We start from the raw sequence: 22,781 nt of genomic DNA on the forward strand, positions 1-22,781 counted from the left end.
GTTTACCGTTACGAAGGAAATCTCAATAAGATTTCAAATGCAGTTGTTCTTCTGAGTTACCCTGAGGAATGCTTTGGGAATCCAAAGGCGCTGAGGGTATTTATTTCCACTGACGTGTCCCTGTCTACGCAGGAGATTCTTGATTCGTATGCCAAACGCTGGTCGATCGAATTGTTTTTCCGGCAGAGTAAACAGAAGCTGGGGCTGGACAAATATCAGATCCGATCCAGCCAGGGAATCCAGCGTTACTGGTTGATCATGTCATTAACCCATTATCTGTGCTGCATGTGTAAAGGTAAATACTGCACATTTGAAGAAGGTTATTTTTACCTTCAAGAACAGTTAAAGGAAGAACGGATTACGGCCATTTATCGGTTGATCCAGCATGGAGCTTCGCTGAAGGATGTTTTAATGATTGCAGGGTAATTTTGTGCAATTTTCGTTATTTGCTCATTTTATAGATAATAAAATATTTTTTATGATATTAGCAATTGTACTAGGAAAATATATTTGGATGGATTCTTTTGAGCGTTTATCATGGGGAACATATAAAAGAAAGATAAAAAAGTTTTTGAAGAATACAAAAGATGATATTTTTTTGATAGCGTGTCAATCTGTGGTTGTAGGATATTTAGTGATTGGGTGGTATGTAACTGGAAAAATAATTCCGGATGAAAAAAATATATTGTATTTGGTAATATTAGCGGTATGCATAATGCCAATGATAGATATTGCGATGTGGAGAGTTTTGAATTTGTATGCAGACCAAATAAAAAAATCTGAGAATTGTAGAGATAAGTGATTTATGATTCCGTTGGAATATTTATTTAGATGGGAGCTGTTATTTTAATAAGGACTGTCGCATTACAATGGAAAGTGAATCTGAAAGTTTTGAAAGGATAAGCATTTTAGATAAACGAGATTTATTGAGATCTGACCGTGTGCCAAGAAAAGGACATATAGAGTGGGTGAAGTGGCACTAGATAAGCTTGGCTACTTATGATTCGTAGTAGATGCTAGGAGAGTCTGCACTCATTAATTATTAACAAATAAATGAAATTGAGGTGAAAATTATGTCAAAAGGTAATAAAAAGCAATATAAACAATTTGCAATAAATTCACTTGAAGATGGTTGCTTGGTACTAAAGAGTCTTATTGTACCAGTAATTATCGATTTGGAAAAGTTTCGGAATTATTCGGATGAAGCCGAGGTACTTTTGGAAAAGTACAAATTAGATGGTTTTATCCCAGCAAACATATATGATTCTATTCATGATAAGATTCTTTATCAGCAGAGAGAATTACTTCGATTTATGGCAGATCATCAGTCTTCATCTTTTTCCTACATTAGTGTAAGGGAACTTCTCGAAAAGAAGGGATTTTTAAAAAGTAGTCTTACTGAGAATAGTAATAAAACGCTGAAGGAATTGCTTGATATAAGAAATTGGTCATTTCATAATGCGCAATCTATGTTAGTGGCTGATTTAGAGATGGCAAAGAAATCAATTCCGTCTGAAATGGTTGGATCAGTAGAAATTAAACCGATGTTGAATCCTGTTGTTATTAGAAAAGTGAAGACATACACATGGAAGATGTTTGCCGATTTTGTCTTTCATAATAAAGTTCGTTTAGCCCAATTTGAATTGATTCTTTCGGAAATGAAAAAAGACTATCAAGAAATGTATGGTTTTCTATCAGATACAGCTTTTATACAGACAAGTAGTGGATTAAGTCGAGAAGTGCAATATATAGAGCAAGAAATAGAGAACCAGAATCCAAAGAAAGCAGGAAGTAGTATTGCTTCCTTATCGATGAAAATTCAAAAAGGAAAATATGATGGATCAAATGAGCGCTACTAAGGGGCTTCCACCGTTAACCACATAATTTAGATGGAGAAAAATATGCTTTCGGAAAAACAAAAGAATGAAGTACTAAAATTGATATCCTATAAGCAAGAAGGAGCATACTGGGATTTTAAAAAGCAATGGTATGAAGATGGAAAGCAGGCAGATTTATTACATGATATTATCTGTATGGCGAATAATCTAGAAAATCGAGATGCATACATCATTATTGGCATAGATGAAGAAAAAGATTATTGTGTTAATGATTTGACAAATTCTGCGGATAGAAAAACGACGCAGATGTTGGTAGATTTTTTAAGAAATAAAAAATTTATGGGTGGGATAAAACCGCATGTAATGGTGGAACCATTGCAATTGGAAAATGGTGTGATTGATGTTATAATAGTAAAAAATGGATATTATACTCCATATGTTTTAGAAGAAAATTATCGAAGTGTTAATGCGAATAATATATATACAAGAATTATGGATAGTAATACACCTAAAAATAAAACAGCAGAAATCTCACATATAGAATATTTATGGAAAAAGAGATTTCGCTTATTAGATACATCACTTGAGCGGGCATTTTTCTATTTGAAAAGTAAAGAAGATTGGTTGGATGTAGAAGACAATAGTTCTATGATTCGTAAGTATTATAAGTATGCGCCAGAATACATTATTGAACATTGCGAATGCGATGATAGAGATGGATATGAATATTATCTATTTAGTCAAATGGATAGTAGACCACATTGGCACAATATTTATATTAGATATCATCAAACTACTTTGTTTTCTACAATTGGAATAGCACTTGATGGCGGTAGATATTTTACAAACGTTCCATGGACGGGCTTTTTGTTTGAAGGATTAAATGAAAAAAATATTTCTTTTAAATTTATGGTAAATGACACAAAAGAAATGATATTACATGAGTTTTTGTGTGATAATGAAAGTCACGAAGCATTGAGTGCAAGAGGAAAATTTGAAGAATGTATATTAATTTTCTTTTCAGAAGAAGAGAAAGAAGATTTTAAGAAATATGCAGCTGATAAGTGGATAGAAAGACAAAAATATTTGGAAGATGAACAATTGCCCTATATGAAATTACCAAAAAGTTATAGGCAAGATGCATTTAAAGAAGAATATGAAAATGCAATTGTATTGAGAAAAATGCTGAAGGAATATAGAAAATGTAAAAATAGAGATTTTGAAAATATTAGTTGATTTTAGCTAAAAACTTTGAAGAATCTTTGAGTTGATGCTATGAGGGAAAAGAGCCAATAGATTTCATATCAGAACTCTTTTTGCTTCGATTTTAATCGTACGTGAATTGTCAGAGTACATGAAACTGCTTTGTGTAGATGAAAAAGTCCAATTTTCAAAGAAGAATTAATGGCTTATCATTATTAGTATTGATGGTCATAGATATGAGTCAGGTTATTGATGCAGAAAGGATAAGTATAATAATGAGTGATAGAATTGCACTAGTAATTGGAAATTCCAATTACCAATATGTCGAACCGTTAAAAAATCCTAAAAATGATGCTAATGATATAACAGCTGTATTACAGAAACTCAACTTTGACGTAACAACATTGTTAGATGCATCGTTGACAGATATTCAAGGGGCTGTGAATACTTTTTTGAAGGATCTTGATGAACATGCCGTTGGATTACTATTTTATGCGGGTCATGGTATGCAAATTGAAGGAAAGAATTATATTATCCCAATAGATCTTCAGATGACTAGTGAAGCAAAGACTAAAGTATCTTGCTACAGTTTAGATGTTTTTCTTGAGGGAGTATCTGCTTATAATGCAAAAACCATTATTTGTATTTTAGATGCATGTCGAAACAATCCATTTGCTATGGGAAGAGGTTTTTCGACAGGGTTCACCGCTATCTCAAATCCGCCTAAAGGAACTATAATTGCTTATTCTACAAGTGCAGATTGTGGTGCTTCAGATGGTTTAGGTAGTAATGGTTTATATACCCAAGTGTTAAAGGATGCAATGACTATACCAAATCTGAAAATTGAGGAAATGTTCAAATATGTTCGTAACGAAGTATCTAGTATTTCATCTTCTACATATGGCGAAGAGCAATTATCATGGGAATATTCTTCATTAGTTGGAGACTTTTATTTTTCTGTAGAACCGTATCCAGTTAACTATCAATATTCAGATGAAGAAATATTTGAATATATTTCTGAAAAACGTAAAGTTTATAGTGATAAGAATTTAGATATTTATGATATAGAGTGTATGCCTTATGTGGATGCTTATAATCAATATCATATTCCTGTAATTCCTTTGCTTAGAGCTTATTCAAGAATTGATTACAAAAATAAAGGATTTCAGTTCTCTGATCCAACAATTGATCAACTGAATTATAATTATATATCCTCATGGGGATTTAGGCAAAAACATGGGCGTTGGTACTACAAAGACAATTACGTCGAAATGGGAGATCTCCTTCCACTGTCAGAAGAATTAGCGCCTAAAGATCCTGAAGAAGGAAGGGCATTAAAAATTAAGGCTTCTTTAGATGATGAATTGTATGGTGGAAGACTGATGTTTCGAGTATCATCTAACATTCCTAATGGAACGCCGATACTTCTTACGTTGAAAGGAATTAATTATCAGGCTCAGTGTAAAGCGTTTTCTGAAAACGGTACTTTCGAAAGCGAGTGGTTCAGCGATCATGGAAATGATTTGAAAGCTGGGTTTTATACGCTGCAAATTAGTTGTCCGGTTTATAATGTTTTGCCAGATGAAGTCAAGGATGTTTTTGGAGAAAGAAACAGAAATATCTATGGACCAGGTGTGAAATTTGATCCTATAAGTGGAAACTATATTTGCATTGCATATGGAATAGTAATACATTTTAATACGGCAGAAATAATAGATCTTCAACAGAGCATTTCAGATTTATTATAGAAAGATATCGTGATAAACGTAAATATCAATCACTCGCTTGGTGCCCTCGTTTGTGAGTTGACCACATTGGGGTCTGACCGTGCGTCCAGCTAAGGGTATATAGTCCGGTGGGTGGAAGCCCCATCAAATAAGCTGCTAACCACAGCATTTGAAGCGAGTGTTGAGTCTGCCGCGGCAACGCTGCAGGCTAAGCGTAGACAGCAAGGTAACAGGGCTAGCTAGTGAGCGCCGAAATCCTGGTTATTGAGGATTAACGAATCATAAGCGAGTGATCCAGTTTATGGTTAGGAATGATCTGATTTGTAAAACCAAGACAGGTAGATATTATAACAATAGCTTTAAATTTGACGACCAGACCCAGGCAGGTGAGTATGGAGCTGATTTTGAGGGAAAGATCAAGTTGGATGAATTCATTGATTTAAAAACTGGTAAGTGGACCAGGGAGGAGATGTCGAAAGATCAAAAATAAGAATAGATTGTATAATCATCTGGATCAGTGTAGATACAAATGCTTAATCCAGCGAATACACAAATTTATGATAGGATTGTGATTACGGTCTTAGAAAAATCTTCAGGATTCTGAGCATGTTTCGAATGGAGGGGAAGCGGCCAGCTAAAAAGTCTTTGGAGTGCGTTTTTGAGATAATCCGCTTGGATAAAATGAAACGAACTGTACAAACCGAACAAATTGTACGAATTTATGATTGGAAATGTTAGGGGTAATCATCTCAGAAATGTGGTAGGATGAAAAGATACTGGTTAATGAGGACTTACAATAGTACCACTTATAGTTTAGGGGTGATAAAGTTTTTGGCTTTGAGTAATTTGCAAGGAGAAAGAATTATGGACAATACAAATTTTTTGAAAATAGTATATTTTGACGAAGCATTTGTTGCGGATTTCATGCAGATTATTGCAGGTGGTGAACTTAAGAAGACGACAGAGTTTATCACTGAAGTTAACTCTGGAATTGAGGGAACTGTGGGTATAGAGGGTGGCATAGGAACTGAAAAAAATGCGTTATCCAAAATCTTTACTTTTTTAAGTGGTGCGACAGTCAATGTAGAAGCGAGTGTAAATACAGATCTTTCGAGAAAGTCCGATAGGATTGCTAAAAATATTCTTGAAAATACACTGCTTGCAGATTTTATTGCTCTGCTTGATGCTGACCAGCGCAGATCAAAGAATAAGCGTTGTAGCGGTATTAAAGTATTCCCTAAAGTGGTTGTTAGACCGGAAGTAAATTCCTTTTCGTATATTATGCTAATAGCTCCTTTTCTTAGCATGATTGATGGCGAATTACCATTCAAGACCGACGATGGCGAAGCGATGAAAATTGACATAACTAAAATAGAGGAAGCCATAGAGAAAGGCCGTGGCTATTATGAATTTGTGGCTACTGTTGATGGTAAGGATGTCATTTTGAGATTTAATCGTAGCGCTTTCAGAAACAGCTATACGATGTCTGATTTACCTAAGATGCGACTTACATACTATGCGATCCATGTGGGAAAAATTGAAAAGTCTGATTTGCAGGTTCAAAAAGAGTTTGAGTTTGGAACTACAAAAGTGTCTAAACGTGTAAATTATGATTCTACATTGGAAGACAGTTCTACAGCTACTGGAGTTGATGTATACGATGTTGTGTTAGCTGGGGTGTTGGAGGGATAATGGATAGAATAGAGATATATTGGGGAGCGGACAAAGATTTCGAAGAAGCGACTGAAAAACTTACAGGTGAGTACTTCTTGGTGGACGTTGTTAATCACATCAATAAGACTGACGTAAAGATTGAAGGTGTAGGTGGAAAAAAAGATCCACCTATGGAAGTAGAGAATCTTCTAGTTCACACGGACGATTACGGTGGTGTGAGAGAGTGGGCAATTCTTGGCTTTTCTAACAATGTTTTGCGTAATCTGAAAGTTAATGTTAAAAATCTATGGCTTTGCAATCCTCCGATAAAAATTTATGAGGATATTGTAAAGAATTACGAAAAAGAAATAATCACAGAGCATCGGACTTTATATCCTGAAATCACAATAGAGGATATGTGTAAGATGTCTGAAGGGTTTAATGATGCTGTAATAGGACAACCCCATGTAATGAAGCAATCGTTGGCTTCAATTTATGCTTTACGGAATAGTGAGCGTAGAAGGCCAGTTACGCTTCTATTTTTGGGTGATTCAGGTATCGGAAAAACAGAGACGGCAAAATATATTAGTTCGTGTCTAGGTACGGATATGGTTAGAATCCAATTTTCAATGCAGCAGACGAACAGTGCTTATCAGTACATTTTTGGTGCCGATCATGGTGAGGATAGCTTGGCTCGTGAATTGATTAGACGCAGATCTAATGTTATACTGTTAGACGAATTTGATAAGGTATCTCCTTCATTCTACAATGCTTTTTATCAAATGTTTGATGAAGGTACTTTTGTCGATTCGAATTATTCAGTGGATGTTTCCAAGTGTATTATTATTTGCACTACGAATTACAGAACTGAAGAAGAAGCGGAAAAGTATCTGGGGACACCAATCTATTCAAGATTTTCTAAAGTTGTTATTTTTAATCCGATTAGCGTAGATAATAAATTGAAAATTGCAAGAAAATGTTATACAGGGCTAATGGAACAGATAGATGCTGAGGATAAAGTGCTTATTGAAAATAATTCTGTTTTATCGTTTTTTGAAAAAGTTATTAAAGAGGGTGCTTATCCCAATATGCGTATGCTGAGGAACGATATTGAGGATGCGATAAACTTTGAAATATTGAAAGTAAGGGGCATTATTCAATAATTAAGACTTACCACGCCTAAAATGAGCTTTGTACCTTGGAAGTTCAATATTTCAGCTGATGGAATACTGGTACTTGACACCACGAGCACATTAACAAAACTGATTTCTTATGGAGAATGCAATGAATAAAAATAGAGATGATTTTTCACAGCAAGTAAAAGATATGCTTGCCAAGCGTGCGGGATATCGATGCTCAAACCCAGATTGCCAAAAACCAACTGTTGGAGCTCAAGAGGGAGGCTCCAAATCAATCAGTATAGGAATTGCGGCTCATATAACTGCAGCTGCACCAGGTGGGCCTCGTTATAATGCTGCTATGACACCTGAAGAGAGAAGTTCTATAGATAATGGCATTTGGCTGTGTTCAAACTGTTCCATTGTAATTGATAAAGATGAACACAAATATACTGTAGAATTATTAAAAACTTGGAAAAAGGATGCTGAAATAAAATCCCATGTTAACATTGTTCATTCTACTGCTGAATGCTCGACAGCAGCTATTTGTCCTGATATATATAATCTTTTATTATTTAGAAAAGATTTGACTGAATGTTTGAAATGGTTATATTTATTTAAGGGATCCACCCATATCATTCTAGATTCAAGCAATTTTCCTTTACCAATTAACTGGAAAAAATTATTAGCTGATAATAATTCGTTTTTAGGTATGGACTTTACAATAACGCTTCACGAAATATGTGAATATATTGAAAAATTAAAACTTCTTATGAATGAAGAAAAAGAACGAATAGAAAAACAATATCCTCGTAGTAAAAGTAGACGTATTGCCGATATGGGAACTGTAACGTATTGTAATCGTCTTGCTGATATTACATCGTTTCTATCAGAAAAATTCAATCAAAATATTTTAGACACCCTTTCGCAAAAACTGGGAAAATAATAATATTTATTAGCTTGATATGGGTACTTGACCACGCGAATATAGTATGAACAAAATTTAGAAAAATATCAGAAAATTTATCGTGATGGAATGCGTATCGATTAAGAGGGATAAGTTTAGCTTGTCTGGAGACTCTCGGGGTCTGACCGTGCGTCCAGCTAAGGGTATATAGTCCGGTGGGTGGAAGCCCCATCAAATAAGCTGCTAACCACAGCATTTGAAGCGAGTGTTGAGTCTGCCGCGGCAACGCTGCAGGCTAAGCGTAGACAGCAAGGTAACAGGGATAGCTAGTGAGCGCCGAAATCCCAAAAGAACCAGAGGGCCGACATCGTGGTCAGGATGGAAGGCAACATATGTACTTATCGTTACGGTGAGATTTTACATACTTCTGCGGCGTTGGTGGGAACTATTCATGTTACACAGGGAATATATATCAACTGGAGAGAACCTGCATTTTCTTCCTGAAGTGTGTAAACAGGAAGTATGCCTGACAACCAAAAGAAGGATGGCAAAAGAAATGCAGGTAGTCGGAGGCCCGCATTTATTGAATAATCCGGAGCGAAGTCCATCACCTGTCCGGTTTATGGAAATCACCGTTCCGTTTTAAAGGAAATCATTATTCCGCTAAAAAGGAAATCACTTTGTTATTAAATCCTTATAATGGAGATATACACTTTATAGTGTAAATTCATTACAAGGAGGTCACGATTATGACCAAGTATCGAGAAATCATCCGGCTTACCGGATTGGGCTTCTCTCAACGCAACATCATGGCAAGCTGTGGTGTTGCTCAGAAAACTGTAGTCAAAGTTCAAAAACGTGCCAGAGAATTAAAGCTTTTCTGGCCTCTCGATGAATCCATGACAGATGTTGAACTTCAAAGGCTTATGTTTTCCAAGGAAAGTACGGTATCACAAAACAAGCGTATGCCGGACTATGATTACATCCGCAAGGAGTTGCTCCGTAACGGAGTCAGCAAAAAGCTCCTGTGGACGGAATACATGGAGGATTGCCGTGCTAACGGCGAGGAACCTCTCATGTATTCACAGTTCTGTTATCACATCCAACAGGATGAGCAGAAACGACGTGCTACCATGCATATCAACCGCAAACCTGGCGAACAGGTCGAGGTCGACTGGGCAGGTGATCCTGCAACAATCATCGATCCAGATACTGGTGAAATCTTAAAGGCTTACATATTCGTAGGTGTAATGACCTACAGCCAGTATGCGTATGTAGAAGCCTTCCTGGATATGAAGCAGAAATCATGGATTAACGCCCATGTCCATATGTACGAGTTTTTTGGCGGCGTTGCCCGAATCCTTGTACCAGACAACTGCAAAACTGCAGTCGTCCATAATGGTGGCTGGAAAGACCAGCAGATTAATGAAACCTATCAGGAAATGGCAGAATACTATGGCACAGCTATCATTCCGGCTCGTGTCAGAGCACCCAAGGATAAGCCAAATGCGGAAGGAACGGTAGGAAATCTCTCTACCTGGATAACAGCAGCACTCCGTAATGAGCAGTTCTTTTCTCTTGCCGAATTAAACCGTGCAATCAGAGAAAAGCTGGAGCAATTCAACCGAAAACTCTTTCAAAAGAAAGAGGGCAGCCGGTTAGACTTATTCCTTGAAGATGAAAAGCCATTTCTTGCGCCATTACCTGCAACCCGTTTTGAACTGAGTGACTGGAAGACAGCCACTGTTCAGTTCAATTATCACATATCTGTGGACGGAATGCTATACTCAGTTCCGTATGAATACATCAAAAAGAAAGTTGATGTAAAGATAACAGATACAACCGTTGAAATTTTTTACAGTCATAACCGCATTGCTTCCCATCGGCGTCTGAAAGGACGTCCTGGGCAGTACAGTACCATTACAGAGCATATGCCGGAAGACCACCAGAAGTATCTGGAGTGGAATGGCGACTGTTTCCGTAAATGGGCTAAGCGGATTGGCATAAATACGTACACTGTGGTCAATGCAATACTGACCTCCAAACGAGTGGAACAACAGACGTATCGGAGCTGTATGGGACTTCTAAAGCTTGCTGATAAATATTCAGAGGCTTTGCTTGAAGCATCCTGTAAAAAGGCTTTGGCCTATACATCCTCGCCCAGTTACAAGAGTATCAAAAACATCCTTGTAACGGGTTCTGTAAAAACAGAATCGGAATCATCTGAGTCCAAGACCACACGTAAAGCACACGGCATCACAAGAGGTGCAGACTACTATCGGAGGTAATCACATATGACAAATCAGAGTACAATAGATAAACTTATTGAAATGCGTCTTACCACAATGGCAGATGCATTCCGCACCCAGCTTGACGATCCTAAATTCAAAGAAGTTCCTTTTGAGGATCGCTTCGGAATGCTGGTGGATATCGAATACAGCAAGCGAAAAAATAACCGCCAGAAGCGTCTGATCCGCAACGCTGGATTTGATCAGCCGGAAGCAAGCATCATGGATATCAACTATACTTCTGGACGCAGGTTAAACAAAGAACTGATAAAGCGACTTGCAACCTGCGAATATATATCTGAACACCGGAATCTATTTATTACCGGTGCAACAGGCTGTGGCAAAACATATATGGCATGTGCCTTTGGTATGGAAGCCTGCAAGCAGTATTACAACACCAGGTATGTCCGTATGCCGGACTTACTCATGTACACATTGGGTCTGGTACTCGAAAGAGAAAATAAAAAATCTAAAGAAAACATAAATATATCATACCAGCCCAGAAAAATCTATGGAAAGATTTTGTGATGATCCCTTAAGAATGATGTTTTAGCTAGATTTCATGTAAGAATATGATGAGGAAAAAATGTTTTTCAAAACCCAATTAAACCAATAACTATTATAAATGAGACAAGGAGTAATATACATTGCCAAAATTAATTATCAACAAACTCGGTCCTGTTGAGACCTGTGAACTGGAGTGTTCCCAATTTATGAACTTTACGGGTTTTCAGGCATCTGGAAAGAGTACAATTGCCAAAGCAATTTATTATTTTAGAACAATTAAAGATGATATCATCGAGCTTGCAAAATCGCAGGCATTGGATGCGACACCTGTATATGGAGCGAAAAGTACTCTTAGTATAGAACATGGAATTACTTTGAGAAAAGCTCTTGAAAATTATTTGCGTGAAAAATTTTTAAGAACCTTTGGATCATCATGGGGCATGCCAAACGACATGTACATGGAATATCATTTTACTGAGGCATGCTATGTTAAGATTTCTTTGGAAAATGATAGCAGATATTCTACACCAAACTACATTTGGATCACGATGAGTAATGAACTGATTCGTTTTTTGAAAGCAAATGACCATACACTTTCTGTAACACCATTGGGAGTCTCTGAAGAGGATCTGAGGATTTTTAAAAAGAATTTATATGAGATTTTTGAGGATTCTTGTTCTGTCGTCTATATTCCGGCAGGACGCAGTATGATTACGCTGCTTTCTCAGCAATTGAGTTATATTTATGCCACAATGGATGATATGCAGAAAAGATCTTTGGATACCTGCACAAAAGATTACCTGGAGAGGATACTTCGATTAAAACCAGAATTTTCAGAGGGGCTGCAGGGCTTAGCTTATTCATCGGGGCGTTCTGGATTGTCACCGCGACTTGTGGTGCAGGCACTGGATTTAACTCAGAAAATACTGCGTGGAACTTACCGTTATAGCAATGGAGAAGAACAGATTGTTTTAGAGGATGGGAAATATGTAAAGATAAACTTTTCGTCTTCGGGGCAGCAGGAATGTGTCTGGATTTTGAATCTATTGTTTTACTACTTAGTTCAACAAAAAGAAATTCTATTTATTATTGAAGAGCCGGAGTCACATTTGTTTCCGGAATCACAGAAATATATTACGGAATTGATTGCATTAGTCAATAACTGTGGACATTCGATTGTACTGACAACACATAGCCCGTATGTATTGGGAACGTTAAATAATTTATTATATGCAAAAACGATTTCGCCACAGGCGAGAAAAGAAGCAAACAAAATTATTCGGGAATCTTTATGGCTGGATTATAATGCATTTGATTCTTGGTTTGTAAAAAATGGAACAATTGAAAATTGTATGGATGCAGATATTCATATGATTCAAAATGAAAAAATTGATGAAATCTCCAAAGTGATTAATGAAGATTTTGAACGATTGCTGGAACTACAGACTACCAATGAAGAAAGTGTGGTGTTCTAATGCCGTTAAACGGATTTATATCTTTATGTGGCAAAAATGCGAAACAGATTGTTTCTCGAGATAAAGGGAATCCACAATATCATAAAGCAAATAATGTTTCAAATTCGGAAGTAACACATTATCAGATAGACGGAAAAGTAATTAAGACAGGTGACAGATGTGATTATCTTCTTATGAACGAAACCTCCAAGACAGCATATTTGATTGAATTAAAAGGATCGGATCTTGTGAAGGCTGCCAGTCAACTAGAGGCAACGGAAAATGCTTTGCGGTCTCAGCTAGTGGAATATCAATTGCAATACCGAATTGTTGCGAATAAATGTAAAACACAGGAAATACATTCCAGTGCGTATAGGAAATATCAGATACGATGGAAGAGTCGGTTACTACAGAAAACGGGATATATTGAAGAAAAAATCTAGAAAATAGAAAAAAAGAAATTTGTAAAGTTGGATCTTCTTACAGTCGTATTCCATAAAGACGTGAGTTGAAATAAGTATGAACTGATCTGTAAAGTATGGAATCAAGTCGCCTTAAGTGAAGGTGTGATTATCTCGGAAATGTGATAGGGTGAGAAGGTACTGGTTATTGAGGATTAATGACACAGTTGTTATAGTGCTTTATTGCGAAAGGGATAATCCGAAGAATTAAATATAATTTTGGATCCAGAAGGGAATATTACAATGAATATACAAATATTTGGAACAAAGAAATGCAACGATACAAAGAAAGCCGAGCGTTTTTTCAAAGAGCGCGGCATCAAGTATCAGTTTGTAGATATGAAGGAAAAAGGCATGAGCAAAGGAGAATTTAATTCTGTAGCTCAGGCAAATGGCGGACTGGAAAATATGATTAATTGGGATGGCAAAGACAAGGATTTATTAGCTTTGATTAAATACATTGCTGATGAGGATAAGCTTCAGAAAGTGATGGAAAATCCATCTGTAATTAAGACACCAGTGGTCAGAAATGGAAAACTTTCTACGCTCGGTTATCAGCCGGAGATATGGAAGAAGTGGCAATAGAAAAGCTGGGAGGAAACATGAAAGAATGACTTATTATGATCAAGAAAACCAGTTTTTACGCCAGCGGCTGCAGAAAGAAATCCCAATTTTGACAGCATTAATTCAGAATTTATATCAGGAACTGGACCGGAAATTTCATTTGAATGGAGCAAAAATACCGGTAACATTTGGATTTGAGACCGATTCTCTGGGATCCTATACAAGGCAGAGTGCTCATGAAAAGGAACATTTTCATTTTTCCCTGCTCTTTGTTGCGTATGGAGTCAACAATCCGTTGTCAAAAGAGGACCGTATCGATTTATTCAAGCATGAATATGCGCATTACATGCAGTACAATATGCGGATACCTGAGAAGTATAAATGGCAGGCTGGAACACATGGAAGTGCGTGGAAATATTGTTGTTCTCTTATAGGTGCAGCACCGACACCTTATTATAAGGCAGGAGAGGCGCTGTTGGATCATAACTATGATAAAGTATTAAAAAGCCGGATTCATGATAAGACAGTGCCGATTCGAGATACGTATCAGCGCCAGCAGAAAGCACAGAAGCAGAAGGATGAAGTTGTTCAATATAAAATTGGAGACAATATCACACATCCGAAATTCGGAGATGGAATCGTAGAAAAGATTAATCTGAGATCTGGCGGAGTTCATCTTCATATTCGTTTTAATGGTGAGGTGAAATGTATTGATCAGAAGTGGTTGATGAGGAGGAAATATACATAGGTTTATAAAAATTTCAGAAAGACAACATGGCAAAGATACTACAAATTATTATAGCAAAAATAAAGGAGGAACCTAGCTATGGACATATCTGATTTTATAGGAGCTGCAAAAACCTTTCACGTCCTTGGAATAAAGGTCACAAAAGATGGCGACCTCATAAATGAATGGTACAGCGAACCCGAATGCCGTAGAAATATCTATTCTGCAACGAAGAGCTTCACATCCTGTGCAGTTGGTTTTGCTGTCCAGGAAGGATTACTGTCTTTAGATGAAAAACTGACGGATGCCTTTCCCGAAGATTTACCCGATGTGATCAATGATAATCTGAAAATGGCAACGGTTCGAGACCTGCTTACGATGTGTTTAGGACAGGAACAGGGCAGCCTTATGGGAGAACAGCGGCCATTATACCAGGAGGATGACTGGGTAAAAATGTCTTTGGCGATTCCGTTTCAATATAAGCCAGGTACACATTTTGTATATAATAATGTTGGTCCCTACCTGGCAGGCATTCTTGTACAGAGACGTTCCGGATGCGATCTGGTCTCTTATCTTACACCAAGGCTTTTTAAACATCTTGGAATCAAGCGGCCGACATGGGAGACGGATCCTCTTGGAAACAGTTTTGGCGCAGGTGGATTGTTCCTTACACTTTCTGAACTTCATAAATTCGGATTGTTTTACCTGAATAAGGGAAAATGGAATGGAAAACAGATTTTATCCGAAAAATGGATAGAAGAAAGTACAGCAGCATCCGATACAGACAATTATGGTTATCTTTTCTGGAGAGGAGAATACAATTCCTACCGGGCGGATGGAAAATATTCTCAGATTTCTATGATCCTTCCGGACAAGAATGCGGTTATTTCGATGGTCGCAGAATGCCGGAACGGGGAAGAACTTATGAGTGCTTTGTATGATTTGGTATGTGCAAAGTTATAGATTATTATTGCATAATTGTGAAAAAGGAAAGACCAAAAGAGCTCAAACAGCTCGTCTATATAAGATAGATGGGCTGGATTCCGAAGCTGATGAAGGTGCTGGAATTGATCTTGGAAGAAGGAAAATAATTGCCGATCCTCCGTTCCTGTGCTGAAATGATTCCGGCAAAAGATACAGGATTATGGATAAATTATATTTGATTGGAGATGGAGAAATGTTATTTATATGTTACCCAAAATGCTCAACCTGCCAGAAAGCGAAAAAATGGTTAGATGCACAGAAAATAGAATATACCGAGCGCAACATCGTGGATGTGAATCCAACCTGCGGTGAGTTAAAGGAATGGTATTCTAAGAGCGGCTTTCCACTTAAAAAGTTCTTTAATACCAGCGGCCTTCTTTATAAAGAAATGAAACTGAAGGACAAACTTCCTGCCATGAGCGAAGAGGAACAGCTGCAGCTTCTTGCCACGAATGGTATGCTGGTGAAACGCCCGCTGCTGATCGATGGTGATACCGTGCTGATCGGCTTTAAGGAAGCAGAATGGTCTGAAAAGCTGGGATGATTGGAGAAAGATTGGGAGTCAGATGAACGGATAGAGTAAATTCATTGCCGCATTTTCCCTTCTGTGCTAAAATGGTTTCCGGTATGAAAATTTAAGCAAAGAGAGGAACATGAAAATGAACGAAAAACGTACCGGCCTGTTCGAGAATGGCCTGATCTGGTTTGGGGCAGGTGTCTCGATTGCCGAAATCCTGACCGGAACCTACCTTGCACCGCTCGGCATGGGAAAAGGTCTGGCAGCGATTCTTATCGGCCATATCATCGGATGCCTGATGCTGTTTCTGGCGGGCGTGATCGGCGGCAGGGTCAGAAAAAGTGCCATGGAAACCGTAAAAATGAGTTTTGGACAGAAGGGAAGCATCCTTTTTGCTGTCCTGAATGTATTGCAGCTCGTTGGCTGGACCGCCATCATGATCTATGACGGAGCGCTCGCCGCAGATGGCGTAATGCATACGGGCAGATGGATCTGGTGCCTTGTGATCGGAGTCCTGATTATTCTCTGGATTGTGATCGGAATCACGAATCTTGGTAAAATCAACACGGTTGCCATGGCAGCATTATTTCTGCTTAGCCTGATCCTGAGCAAGGTCATCTTTGCCGGAGGCGGAGCAGGAGCACCATTGGATGATAGTATGACATTCGGTGCAGCAGTAGAACTTGCGGTTGCGATGCCGTTATCCTGGCTGCCGCTGATCAGCGATTACACAAGAGAAGCAAAAGAACCGGTCAAAGCAACGGCCATCAGCGCGGTTGTCTATGGAATCGTCAGCTGCTGGATGTATGTGATTGGAATGGGAGCAGCGATCATCACCGGAGAATATGACATCGCGCAGATCATGCTGAAGGCAGGCCTTGGCATTGCGGGCCTTCTGATTATTGTATTTTCAACAGTAACAACGACATTTCTGGATGCCTACTCCGCAGGAATTTCCAGCGAGACTGTCGTAAGCAAATGGAATGGAAAGCATGTGGCCATCGTTGTCACCGTCATTGGAACCATCGCAGCGATTGTATATCCGATGGACAACATCACAGATTTCCTCTATCTGATCGGCTCGGTCTTTGCACCGATGATCGCAATCCAGATTGCAGACTTTTTCCTGCTGAAACGGGACAAGAGCAGCCTGGCCGTACATATTCCGAATCTGATCATCTGGGTGATTGGATTTGTGGTATACCGAATTCTGATGAACATCGACATGCCGCTGGGAAACACTCTGCCGGATATGGTGATTACGATTGTAATCTGCCTGATCGTTGGAAAATTTGTTTCATAAAAAGTGAATAAAAAGATCAGATGACTGTTCTGCCTGCATTTGAGCAGGCGGGGCAGTCATTTTGTGTGCCGAGCATGGCACTAATCTTGCTGGTGCAAGTCCAGTCACGGGTATTTACCGCCAAGTGTAGCGAATCACAAGTCGGTATCAGTAACGGTATGGATGGAGGAAGTGGTGTAGCAAAGTTCTTGAGCCTACGAACAGAAACTTGATCAGGCGATTAGGTGGGTGAGATTGCAAATCAAATCGAAGCCCAAATGGTAAACGTAAACCGAATATGTAGTAGCAATAATTCATACCTTTTTAGCTGTATTTTGTATCGTAAACAGAAAGAAAATGAACTATAATCTAAGGCAATGAAAGTACTTAAAAAAGTAGTTTCGTTGCCTTGGTTCCATTTTTAGAAAGAATAATACTTAGGTGGGAAAATTCCCAGGCGCTGTGTGGAGTTTTCTGTAAGAAGCCGGGGACAGACCGCACTGTTTCTTGAAAAAGGAAGAAAAGTGGTGAGGGTCTAGGAACCCAAGCTGTGTGGAGATGGCAGAAACAGGAAGAGTGGTGCGGCTTAGCATGGACTGGGCCAGCTTGCACTTCTGGGACAGGTAATACTGGTAGGGAGCAACATGATATACCTCCTGGAACAGGTGGATGAGCCTGGAGCGGGACAGGGAAACGGTATCTGCCAGATGATCCAAGGACAGACTTTCTGTTAAGTGCATATCGATATAATTGCGGATCGCCAGTGCAGTAGGATTGATGGGAACTTTGTTTGCCAGAAAATCCGCAATCTCCTGAATATATTGATGGAGCAGTACAGCCAGCTTGTCAGCAGAGTGTACAGGGTCGGCGGTAAAGGCATCAAGGATCCGGGTCAGAGGTGTTTCGTTATGGAAGCGGGGGATCAGGGTGACACCGTCTAAGCCGTAATCGGAGAGAAGATGCTGTACCAGACTGCCGCTGACATTGAACCAGATCTTGGTCCAGGGATCAACTTTGTCTGAATAGTAGTGGTGGTAGGTGCCGGCAGTAAGGATATAGGCATCTCCGGCATTTACAGTGAGGATACTGCCGTTTCGCTCGATATGTCCACGGCCGCTTAAAACGTATTCAAACACACACAGGGGTCTGCGATAAACCAGGATCTCATAGGCAGGATCTGGGTAAGTGATACCGGCCATGATGGGAGAAAAGCTTTCCGCGGTAGGGCCGGTGTAGACAGTGTATTTTTCAATCTGTGTGCGTGTAATTTCCTGAGGCATGGTGGTTCCTCCATTTTTTGAAAGCAAATTGCAATAATGTAATAACAGCATTGTAGTAAAAAGGAGCAAGCCTGTCAACTACGGCTTTCACTATATAAAATAAAAATGAAATCAACCCAAATAAATGATCACAGGAGGAAAAAATTATGACACAAATACCCAGACCGGAGCATCCCCAGCCCCAGATGAAGAGGGAGCATTGGAAAAACCTGAATGGAGAATGGGATTTTTCCTTTGACTTTGGATGCAGCGGCATAGATCAGAAATGGCAGGAAGGAAAGACAGATTGGGAGAAGAAGATCCTGGTGCCCTTCTGCCCGGAAAGTGATCTGAGCGGAATCGGCTATAAGGACTTTATCCCCGGCGTATGGTATCACCGCACCATCACATTGACAGGGGAGGAGCTGAAGGGAGATCTTCTCTTACACTTCGGCGCAGTGGACTATGATGCAAGAGTATGGATCAATGGAGTAGAGGCAGGCAGACACCAGGGCGGTTATGTTTCCTTTACGTTTAATATTACAAAGCTTGTAAAGGAAGGAGAAAATGACATTACGCTTTTTGCAGCAGATGATGTGAGAGGCGGAAAGCAGCCCAAGGGAAAGCAGAGTCATTTCTTCTACTCCAGAGGCTGTGATTATACCAGAACGACAGGTATCTGGCAGACGGTATGGCTTGAGTGGGTACCGGAAAGCTACATTGAAAAAGTGCAATATTATCCAAACCTGGCAGAGGCAACTCTGGGAATTAAGGCGGTAGTAAAGGGGCAGGGCACACTGGAAGCAAAGGCCTTTTATGGGGGAGAGCCCTGTGGCAGCGTAAGCGCAAAGTCAGAGGGCGGCACCGTTACCATGACACTTCCTTTGTCCCGTCTGGAAAAGTGGGAGCCGGGTCATGGCAGACTGTATGACCTTACATTAACCTATGGAGAAGATAAGGTAGAAAGCTACTTTGGTATGCGTGAGGTAAGACTGGATGGAGAGAAATTCCTCATCAACGATAAGAGCGTGTTCCAAAGACTGGTGCTGGATCAGGGCTTCTATCCGGATGGCATTTACACAGCGCCTACAGAGGAAGCACTTGTCAAGGATGTGGAACTGTCCATGGCTGCAGGCTTCAACGGCGCAAGACTCCATCAGAAGGTATTTGAGCCTCTGTTCTTGTATCACTGCGATAAAGCAGGCTATCTGGTATGGGGCGAGCAGGGCTGTTGGGGACTGGATTACAGCAATCCCGCAGCATTAAAATATTTCCTGCCTGAGTGGATGGAAGCCTTGGAGAGAGACTTCAACCATCCCGCCATCATCGGCTGGTGTCCGTTTAATGAGACATGGGATTATGAGGGAAGAAGGCAGGATGACAGCTTACTGGCCAATGTGTATAAGATGACAAAGCTGTATGACACCACCAGACCCTGCATTGATACCAGCGGAAATTATCATGTGGTGACGGACATCTATGACTTACACAATTATGAGCAGGATCCGGCAAAGTTTGCAGCAACCTACGAGTCCTTTAAACAGGGAGGTGATTTGGAAGATAATCATGGCTACAGGCAGACACCTGTAAAGGGTATCCCTACCTTCATCAGTGAGTATGGCGGTATCAAGTGGGACGAGGAAGGTGTTGGAAAGGATGGCTGGGGCTATGGTGTAGGTCCTGCTACCAAGGAGGAATTCCTGAACCGATATAAGGGACTGACCGATGCCCTTTTGGACAATCCCCATATGTTTGCCTTCTGCTATACCCAGCTGTATGATGTGGAGCAGGAGTTAAACGGTCTGTATACCTATGAACGTAAACCCAAGTTTGATATGGATGTGATAAAGGCAATCAATGCCCGTAAGGCAGCAATCGAGGATTAAAAGCATCCCGCAGAGTATAAAAGAAAGCGTGTGAGAGACATTGGGGTCTGACCCTCTTACAATTTTCTTGGTGAGATAAAAAACAAGTGCAAAACTTTTAAATGTATAGCTATAAATGAGCAAATTTGAAAAACTGTACAAACAAATCTGCTATACACGGACATTAAGAGGATTAAACAATTTATTTGGTGCCTTGATCCTGCTGCTTTTTTCTTCCGCAGAACAGAAAAAGCGTATTTTTATCATAAGGGTCAAGTTCAAACTGAAAGCGTACAATAGAAGCCAATCCATCGATCCCCGGCGGAGATCCGTATAACCGGGGGCCAGATAAACTTTTTTGAAGTGTGAAACAGCGGCATCATTCAACATGACTAAATGACTCTACCAGACAACGGAGCAACTGAAGAAAATATATCTGCCGAAAGTCCATTTCCGTTTTTGATACACATCACTGGAACTTCGGGCACAGTTGCTGTTCTTTCCGCTTTTAAACGCGGAAGTTCAACGAAAGCAGGCTTTTCTGCCTCAGGAAGCTGATCCAGGTACATCTGCCGAACCCTTTTCAGTGGATAATAATAGTTGGCTTTTGTAATGTTATTTTGTTTACACCAGGTCGATACATCCATACCTTCCGGACGGTTCTGACATTCTCTGATCTGTTCTGCCCAGTGCATAAGGCGGACCTGCTGTGCAACCAGACTGGTTTATTCTGCCATAGTGAATACCTCCATAAATGATAGTCAGTCTAAAAAGTTGAGTCACTCAACTTTTTAGACGAGTTCAAACATCCTTTCTGCAAATCCTATTTATAACAAGTAAATTTTACCTTTATTTTTTACTTTTGGTTCTTGGCGAACTCTTGTATCATACACAAAATCTTCAAAAGTTACAATAATCTTGAAATAGTGTTATGTTTCTTGGAATTTTATTATATCTTATTTTGGAACTTTTTCTTATAATAACATCATCAAGAAAAACAAAGACAGGTAATCATAAAAGGAGGATTCAATTATGAAGAAGAAAAAGATTCTTGCACTTGTACTTGCAGCTTCAATGGCAGGCGGAATGCTTGCAGGATGTGGAGGCACATCAAGCGGAGATGAAACAGCGAAAGGAGATAAGTCATCCGGAAAAGTTTATTATCTGAACTTTAAACCAGAGCAGGCTGACCAGTGGGTAGAACTTGCAAAAGAGTATACAGATGAGACGGGTGTTCAGGTTGATGTACAGACAGCAGCATCAGGAACTTACGAGTCACAGTTGAAATCAGAGATGGCAAAAGATGAGGCACCAACATTGTTCCAGGTAAACGGACCGGTTGGACTTGCTACATGGAAAAATTATTGCTATGACCTTTCAGACAGCGATGTTTATAAAGATGTCGAGTCTGACGATTATATATTAAAAGATGGCGACGCAGTAGACGGAATCGCTTATGTTATTGAGACTTATGGTCTGATCTACAACAAAGCTCTTCTGAACAAATACTTCGAATTGCCGGATGCAAGTATCAAATCAATTGATGATCTGAATAACTTCCAGGCACTTAAGACAGTTGCAGAAGAGATTCAGGCACACAAAGATGATCTTGGAGTAGAAGGAGCTTTTACTTCAGCAGGAATGGATTCTTCCTCTGACTGGAGATTCAAGACACACCTTGCAAATCTTCCAATCTACTATGAGTATAAGGCAGACGGAATTGACAGCACAGATGCAATCAAAGGAACATACCTTGACAACTACAAACAGATCTGGGATCTGTATCTGAACAACTCTACATGTGAGCCATCTATGATTTCTTCTAAGACAGGAGATGACGCAGCAAGTGAATTTGCACTTGGCGAAGCAGTATTCTATCAGAATGGTACATGGGCTTACAATGATATCAAAGATAATGAAGTAGCAGATGAAGATATGGGAATGCTTCCAATCTACATCGGAGTTGATGGAGAAGAAAATCAGGGACTTTGTACAGGATCTGAGAACTACTGGTGTGTAAATAAGAACGCTTCAGAAGAAGACATTCAGGCAACACTTGATTTTATGAAATGGGTAGTTGAGAGCGATGAAGGTCGTGACATGCTGGCTAACGAGATGGGATTTGTAACACCGTTCACAACATTCTCAGATTACCTTCCGGACAACCCACTTGTAAAAGCAAATGCTGAGTATACAGAGGCAGGAAAGACACCAGTAAGCTGGAACTTTACAACAATGCCATCTGAGAACTGGAAAAACAATCTTGGTGGAGCTCTTCTGAACTATGCACAGGGTACAGGCGCATGGGATAGTGTACAGACAGCATTTGTTGATGGATGGGCTGAAGAATACGCAGCAGCAAACGAATAAAAAAGACTTTTCACAGGATAGGCAGATAAAAAAGCTGTGAAATAGAGAAGAAGATCA

The 22,781-nt window shown here is 39.5% G+C and carries 21 protein-coding genes and 1 pseudogene; 19 read left to right on the plus strand and 3 right to left on the minus strand.

Annotated features, from left to right (window positions below; genetic code table 11):
• The 17 genes and pseudogenes from DW915_RS14875 to cytX form a co-directional block, all read left to right on the plus strand.
• A partial coding sequence (locus tag DW915_RS14875) for a transposase (protein WP_243033846.1) occupies positions 1–426 on the plus strand: 426 nt, incomplete at its 5' end.
• Positions 427–514: 88 nt separating this feature from the next.
• The gene (locus DW915_RS14880) at positions 515–802 is read left to right on the plus strand and encodes a hypothetical protein (protein ID WP_147398447.1); all 288 of its coding nucleotides are present in this window, start codon (positions 515–517) and stop codon (positions 800–802) included.
• A 271-nt stretch (positions 803–1,073) separates the two neighbouring features.
• Positions 1,074–1,859: a hypothetical protein gene (locus DW915_RS14885; protein WP_118742398.1), complete on the plus strand. Its 786-nt coding sequence runs from the start codon at positions 1,074–1,076 to the stop codon at positions 1,857–1,859.
• Between the two features lie 42 nt (positions 1,860–1,901).
• Positions 1,902–3,074, plus strand: a complete 1,173-nt coding sequence (locus DW915_RS14890; protein WP_158581074.1) for an AlbA family DNA-binding domain-containing protein — start codon at positions 1,902–1,904, stop codon at positions 3,072–3,074.
• Between the two features lie 242 nt (positions 3,075–3,316).
• Positions 3,317–4,789 carry a caspase family protein gene (locus tag DW915_RS14895; RefSeq protein WP_118720593.1) on the plus strand — a complete coding sequence of 491 codons (1,473 nt, stop codon included), beginning with the start codon at positions 3,317–3,319 and terminating at the stop codon, positions 4,787–4,789.
• An 843-nt stretch (positions 4,790–5,632) separates the two neighbouring features.
• Positions 5,633–6,460 carry a DUF6414 family protein gene (locus tag DW915_RS14905; RefSeq protein ID WP_118742401.1) on the plus strand — a complete coding sequence of 276 codons (828 nt, stop codon included), beginning with the start codon at positions 5,633–5,635 and terminating at the stop codon, positions 6,458–6,460.
• Positions 6,460–7,584 carry an AAA family ATPase gene (locus DW915_RS14910; protein WP_118720575.1) on the plus strand — a complete coding sequence of 375 codons (1,125 nt, stop codon included), beginning with the start codon at positions 6,460–6,462 and terminating at the stop codon, positions 7,582–7,584. Before DW915_RS14905 ends, DW915_RS14910 begins: the two co-directional genes overlap by 1 nt.
• Positions 7,585–7,705: 121 nt before the next feature.
• Complete coding sequence (locus DW915_RS14915) at positions 7,706–8,485, plus strand: hypothetical protein (RefSeq protein WP_118720577.1); 780 nt, start codon at positions 7,706–7,708, stop codon at positions 8,483–8,485.
• A gap of 710 nt (positions 8,486–9,195) precedes the next feature.
• Positions 9,196–10,734 carry an IS21 family transposase gene (gene istA / locus DW915_RS14920; protein ID WP_118742402.1) on the plus strand — a complete coding sequence of 513 codons (1,539 nt, stop codon included), beginning with the start codon at positions 9,196–9,198 and terminating at the stop codon, positions 10,732–10,734.
• Between the two features lie 6 nt (positions 10,735–10,740).
• Positions 10,741–11,163 (plus strand): annotated as a pseudogene (locus DW915_RS14925) (ATP-binding protein); the annotation flags it as partial.
• Between the two features lie 218 nt (positions 11,164–11,381).
• Positions 11,382–12,716: an AAA family ATPase gene (locus DW915_RS14930; RefSeq protein WP_118742403.1), complete on the plus strand. Its 1,335-nt coding sequence runs from the start codon at positions 11,382–11,384 to the stop codon at positions 12,714–12,716.
• Complete coding sequence (locus DW915_RS14935; protein WP_118594923.1) at positions 12,716–13,138, plus strand: hypothetical protein; 423 nt, start codon at positions 12,716–12,718, stop codon at positions 13,136–13,138. Before DW915_RS14930 ends, DW915_RS14935 begins: the two co-directional genes overlap by 1 nt.
• 261 nt (positions 13,139–13,399) lie before the next feature.
• On the plus strand, positions 13,400–13,741 hold the full coding sequence (locus tag DW915_RS14940; protein WP_055222169.1) for an arsenate reductase family protein: 342 nt from the start codon (positions 13,400–13,402) through the stop codon (positions 13,739–13,741).
• Between the two features lie 25 nt (positions 13,742–13,766).
• Entirely contained in the window at positions 13,767–14,468 is a 702-nt protein-coding gene (locus DW915_RS14945) for a hypothetical protein (protein ID WP_022462797.1), read from the plus strand.
• A 78-nt stretch (positions 14,469–14,546) separates the two neighbouring features.
• Positions 14,547–15,410: a serine hydrolase domain-containing protein gene (locus DW915_RS14950; protein WP_118742404.1), complete on the plus strand. Its 864-nt coding sequence runs from the start codon at positions 14,547–14,549 to the stop codon at positions 15,408–15,410.
• A 214-nt stretch (positions 15,411–15,624) separates the two neighbouring features.
• Complete coding sequence (locus tag DW915_RS14955; protein ID WP_022462799.1) at positions 15,625–15,975, plus strand: arsenate reductase family protein; 351 nt, start codon at positions 15,625–15,627, stop codon at positions 15,973–15,975.
• Positions 15,976–16,090: 115 nt separating this feature from the next.
• Positions 16,091–17,251 carry a putative hydroxymethylpyrimidine transporter CytX gene (gene cytX / locus DW915_RS14960; RefSeq protein WP_118742410.1) on the plus strand — a complete coding sequence of 387 codons (1,161 nt, stop codon included), beginning with the start codon at positions 16,091–16,093 and terminating at the stop codon, positions 17,249–17,251.
• Between the two features lie 416 nt (positions 17,252–17,667).
• Here the strand turns inward: cytX and DW915_RS14970 are convergent, their stop codons facing one another.
• Positions 17,668–18,510, minus strand: a complete 843-nt coding sequence (locus tag DW915_RS14970; RefSeq protein ID WP_158581075.1) for an AraC family transcriptional regulator — start codon at positions 18,508–18,510, stop codon at positions 17,668–17,670.
• Between the two features lie 146 nt (positions 18,511–18,656).
• Between DW915_RS14970 and DW915_RS14975 the strand changes: the two genes are divergently transcribed.
• Positions 18,657–20,375, plus strand: a complete 1,719-nt coding sequence (locus DW915_RS14975; RefSeq protein WP_118742406.1) for a glycoside hydrolase family 2 protein — start codon at positions 18,657–18,659, stop codon at positions 20,373–20,375.
• Between the two features lie 181 nt (positions 20,376–20,556).
• Here DW915_RS14975 and DW915_RS16630 read toward each other — a convergent pair whose 3' ends face one another.
• A complete protein-coding gene (locus DW915_RS16630; protein ID WP_158581076.1) occupies positions 20,557–20,661 on the minus strand; it encodes a hypothetical protein in 105 nt (34 codons plus the stop codon).
• Positions 20,662–20,746: 85 nt separating this feature from the next.
• Complete coding sequence (locus DW915_RS14985; protein ID WP_330422702.1) at positions 20,747–21,049, minus strand: hypothetical protein; 303 nt, start codon at positions 21,047–21,049, stop codon at positions 20,747–20,749.
• Between the two features lie 337 nt (positions 21,050–21,386).
• On the opposite strand from DW915_RS14985, the gene DW915_RS14990 reads away from it, so the two are divergent.
• The gene (locus DW915_RS14990) at positions 21,387–22,724 is read left to right on the plus strand and encodes an ABC transporter substrate-binding protein (RefSeq protein ID WP_118742407.1); all 1,338 of its coding nucleotides are present in this window, start codon (positions 21,387–21,389) and stop codon (positions 22,722–22,724) included.
• The last annotated feature ends 57 nt before the right edge of the window (positions 22,725–22,781 follow it).

Origin of the sequence: Blautia sp. AM42-2 (genome assembly GCF_003480245.1) — a bacterium.
Classification (GTDB): Bacteria; Bacillota; Clostridia; order Lachnospirales; family Lachnospiraceae; genus Fusicatenibacter; species Fusicatenibacter saccharivorans.

Bases quoted from the DNA above. Each gene is read 5' to 3' on its own strand.
- DW915_RS14880 (WP_147398447.1), top strand. From the start codon at position 515: ATGGATTCTTTTGAGCGTTTATCATGGGGAACATATAAAAGAAAGATA.
- DW915_RS14885 (WP_118742398.1), top strand. From the start codon at position 1,074: ATGTCAAAAGGTAATAAAAAGCAATATAAACAATTTGCAATAAATTCA.
- DW915_RS14890 (WP_158581074.1), top strand. From the start codon at position 1,902: ATGCTTTCGGAAAAACAAAAGAATGAAGTACTAAAATTGATATCCTAT.
- DW915_RS14895 (WP_118720593.1), top strand. From the start codon at position 3,317: ATGAGTGATAGAATTGCACTAGTAATTGGAAATTCCAATTACCAATAT.
- DW915_RS14905 (WP_118742401.1), top strand. From the start codon at position 5,633: ATGGACAATACAAATTTTTTGAAAATAGTATATTTTGACGAAGCATTT.
- DW915_RS14910 (WP_118720575.1), top strand. From the start codon at position 6,460: ATGGATAGAATAGAGATATATTGGGGAGCGGACAAAGATTTCGAAGAA.
- DW915_RS14915 (WP_118720577.1), top strand. From the start codon at position 7,706: ATGAATAAAAATAGAGATGATTTTTCACAGCAAGTAAAAGATATGCTT.
- istA (WP_118742402.1), top strand. From the start codon at position 9,196: ATGACCAAGTATCGAGAAATCATCCGGCTTACCGGATTGGGCTTCTCT.
- DW915_RS14935 (WP_118594923.1), top strand. From the start codon at position 12,716: ATGCCGTTAAACGGATTTATATCTTTATGTGGCAAAAATGCGAAACAG.
- DW915_RS14940 (WP_055222169.1), top strand. From the start codon at position 13,400: ATGAATATACAAATATTTGGAACAAAGAAATGCAACGATACAAAGAAA.
- DW915_RS14945 (WP_022462797.1), top strand. From the start codon at position 13,767: ATGACTTATTATGATCAAGAAAACCAGTTTTTACGCCAGCGGCTGCAG.
- DW915_RS14950 (WP_118742404.1), top strand. From the start codon at position 14,547: ATGGACATATCTGATTTTATAGGAGCTGCAAAAACCTTTCACGTCCTT.
- DW915_RS14955 (WP_022462799.1), top strand. From the start codon at position 15,625: ATGTTATTTATATGTTACCCAAAATGCTCAACCTGCCAGAAAGCGAAA.
- cytX (WP_118742410.1), top strand. From the start codon at position 16,091: ATGAACGAAAAACGTACCGGCCTGTTCGAGAATGGCCTGATCTGGTTT.
- DW915_RS14970 (WP_158581075.1), bottom strand. From the start codon at position 18,510: ATGCCTCAGGAAATTACACGCACACAGATTGAAAAATACACTGTCTAC.
- DW915_RS14975 (WP_118742406.1), top strand. From the start codon at position 18,657: ATGACACAAATACCCAGACCGGAGCATCCCCAGCCCCAGATGAAGAGG.
- DW915_RS14985 (WP_330422702.1), bottom strand. From the start codon at position 21,049: ATGCACTGGGCAGAACAGATCAGAGAATGTCAGAACCGTCCGGAAGGT.
- DW915_RS14990 (WP_118742407.1), top strand. From the start codon at position 21,387: ATGAAGAAGAAAAAGATTCTTGCACTTGTACTTGCAGCTTCAATGGCA.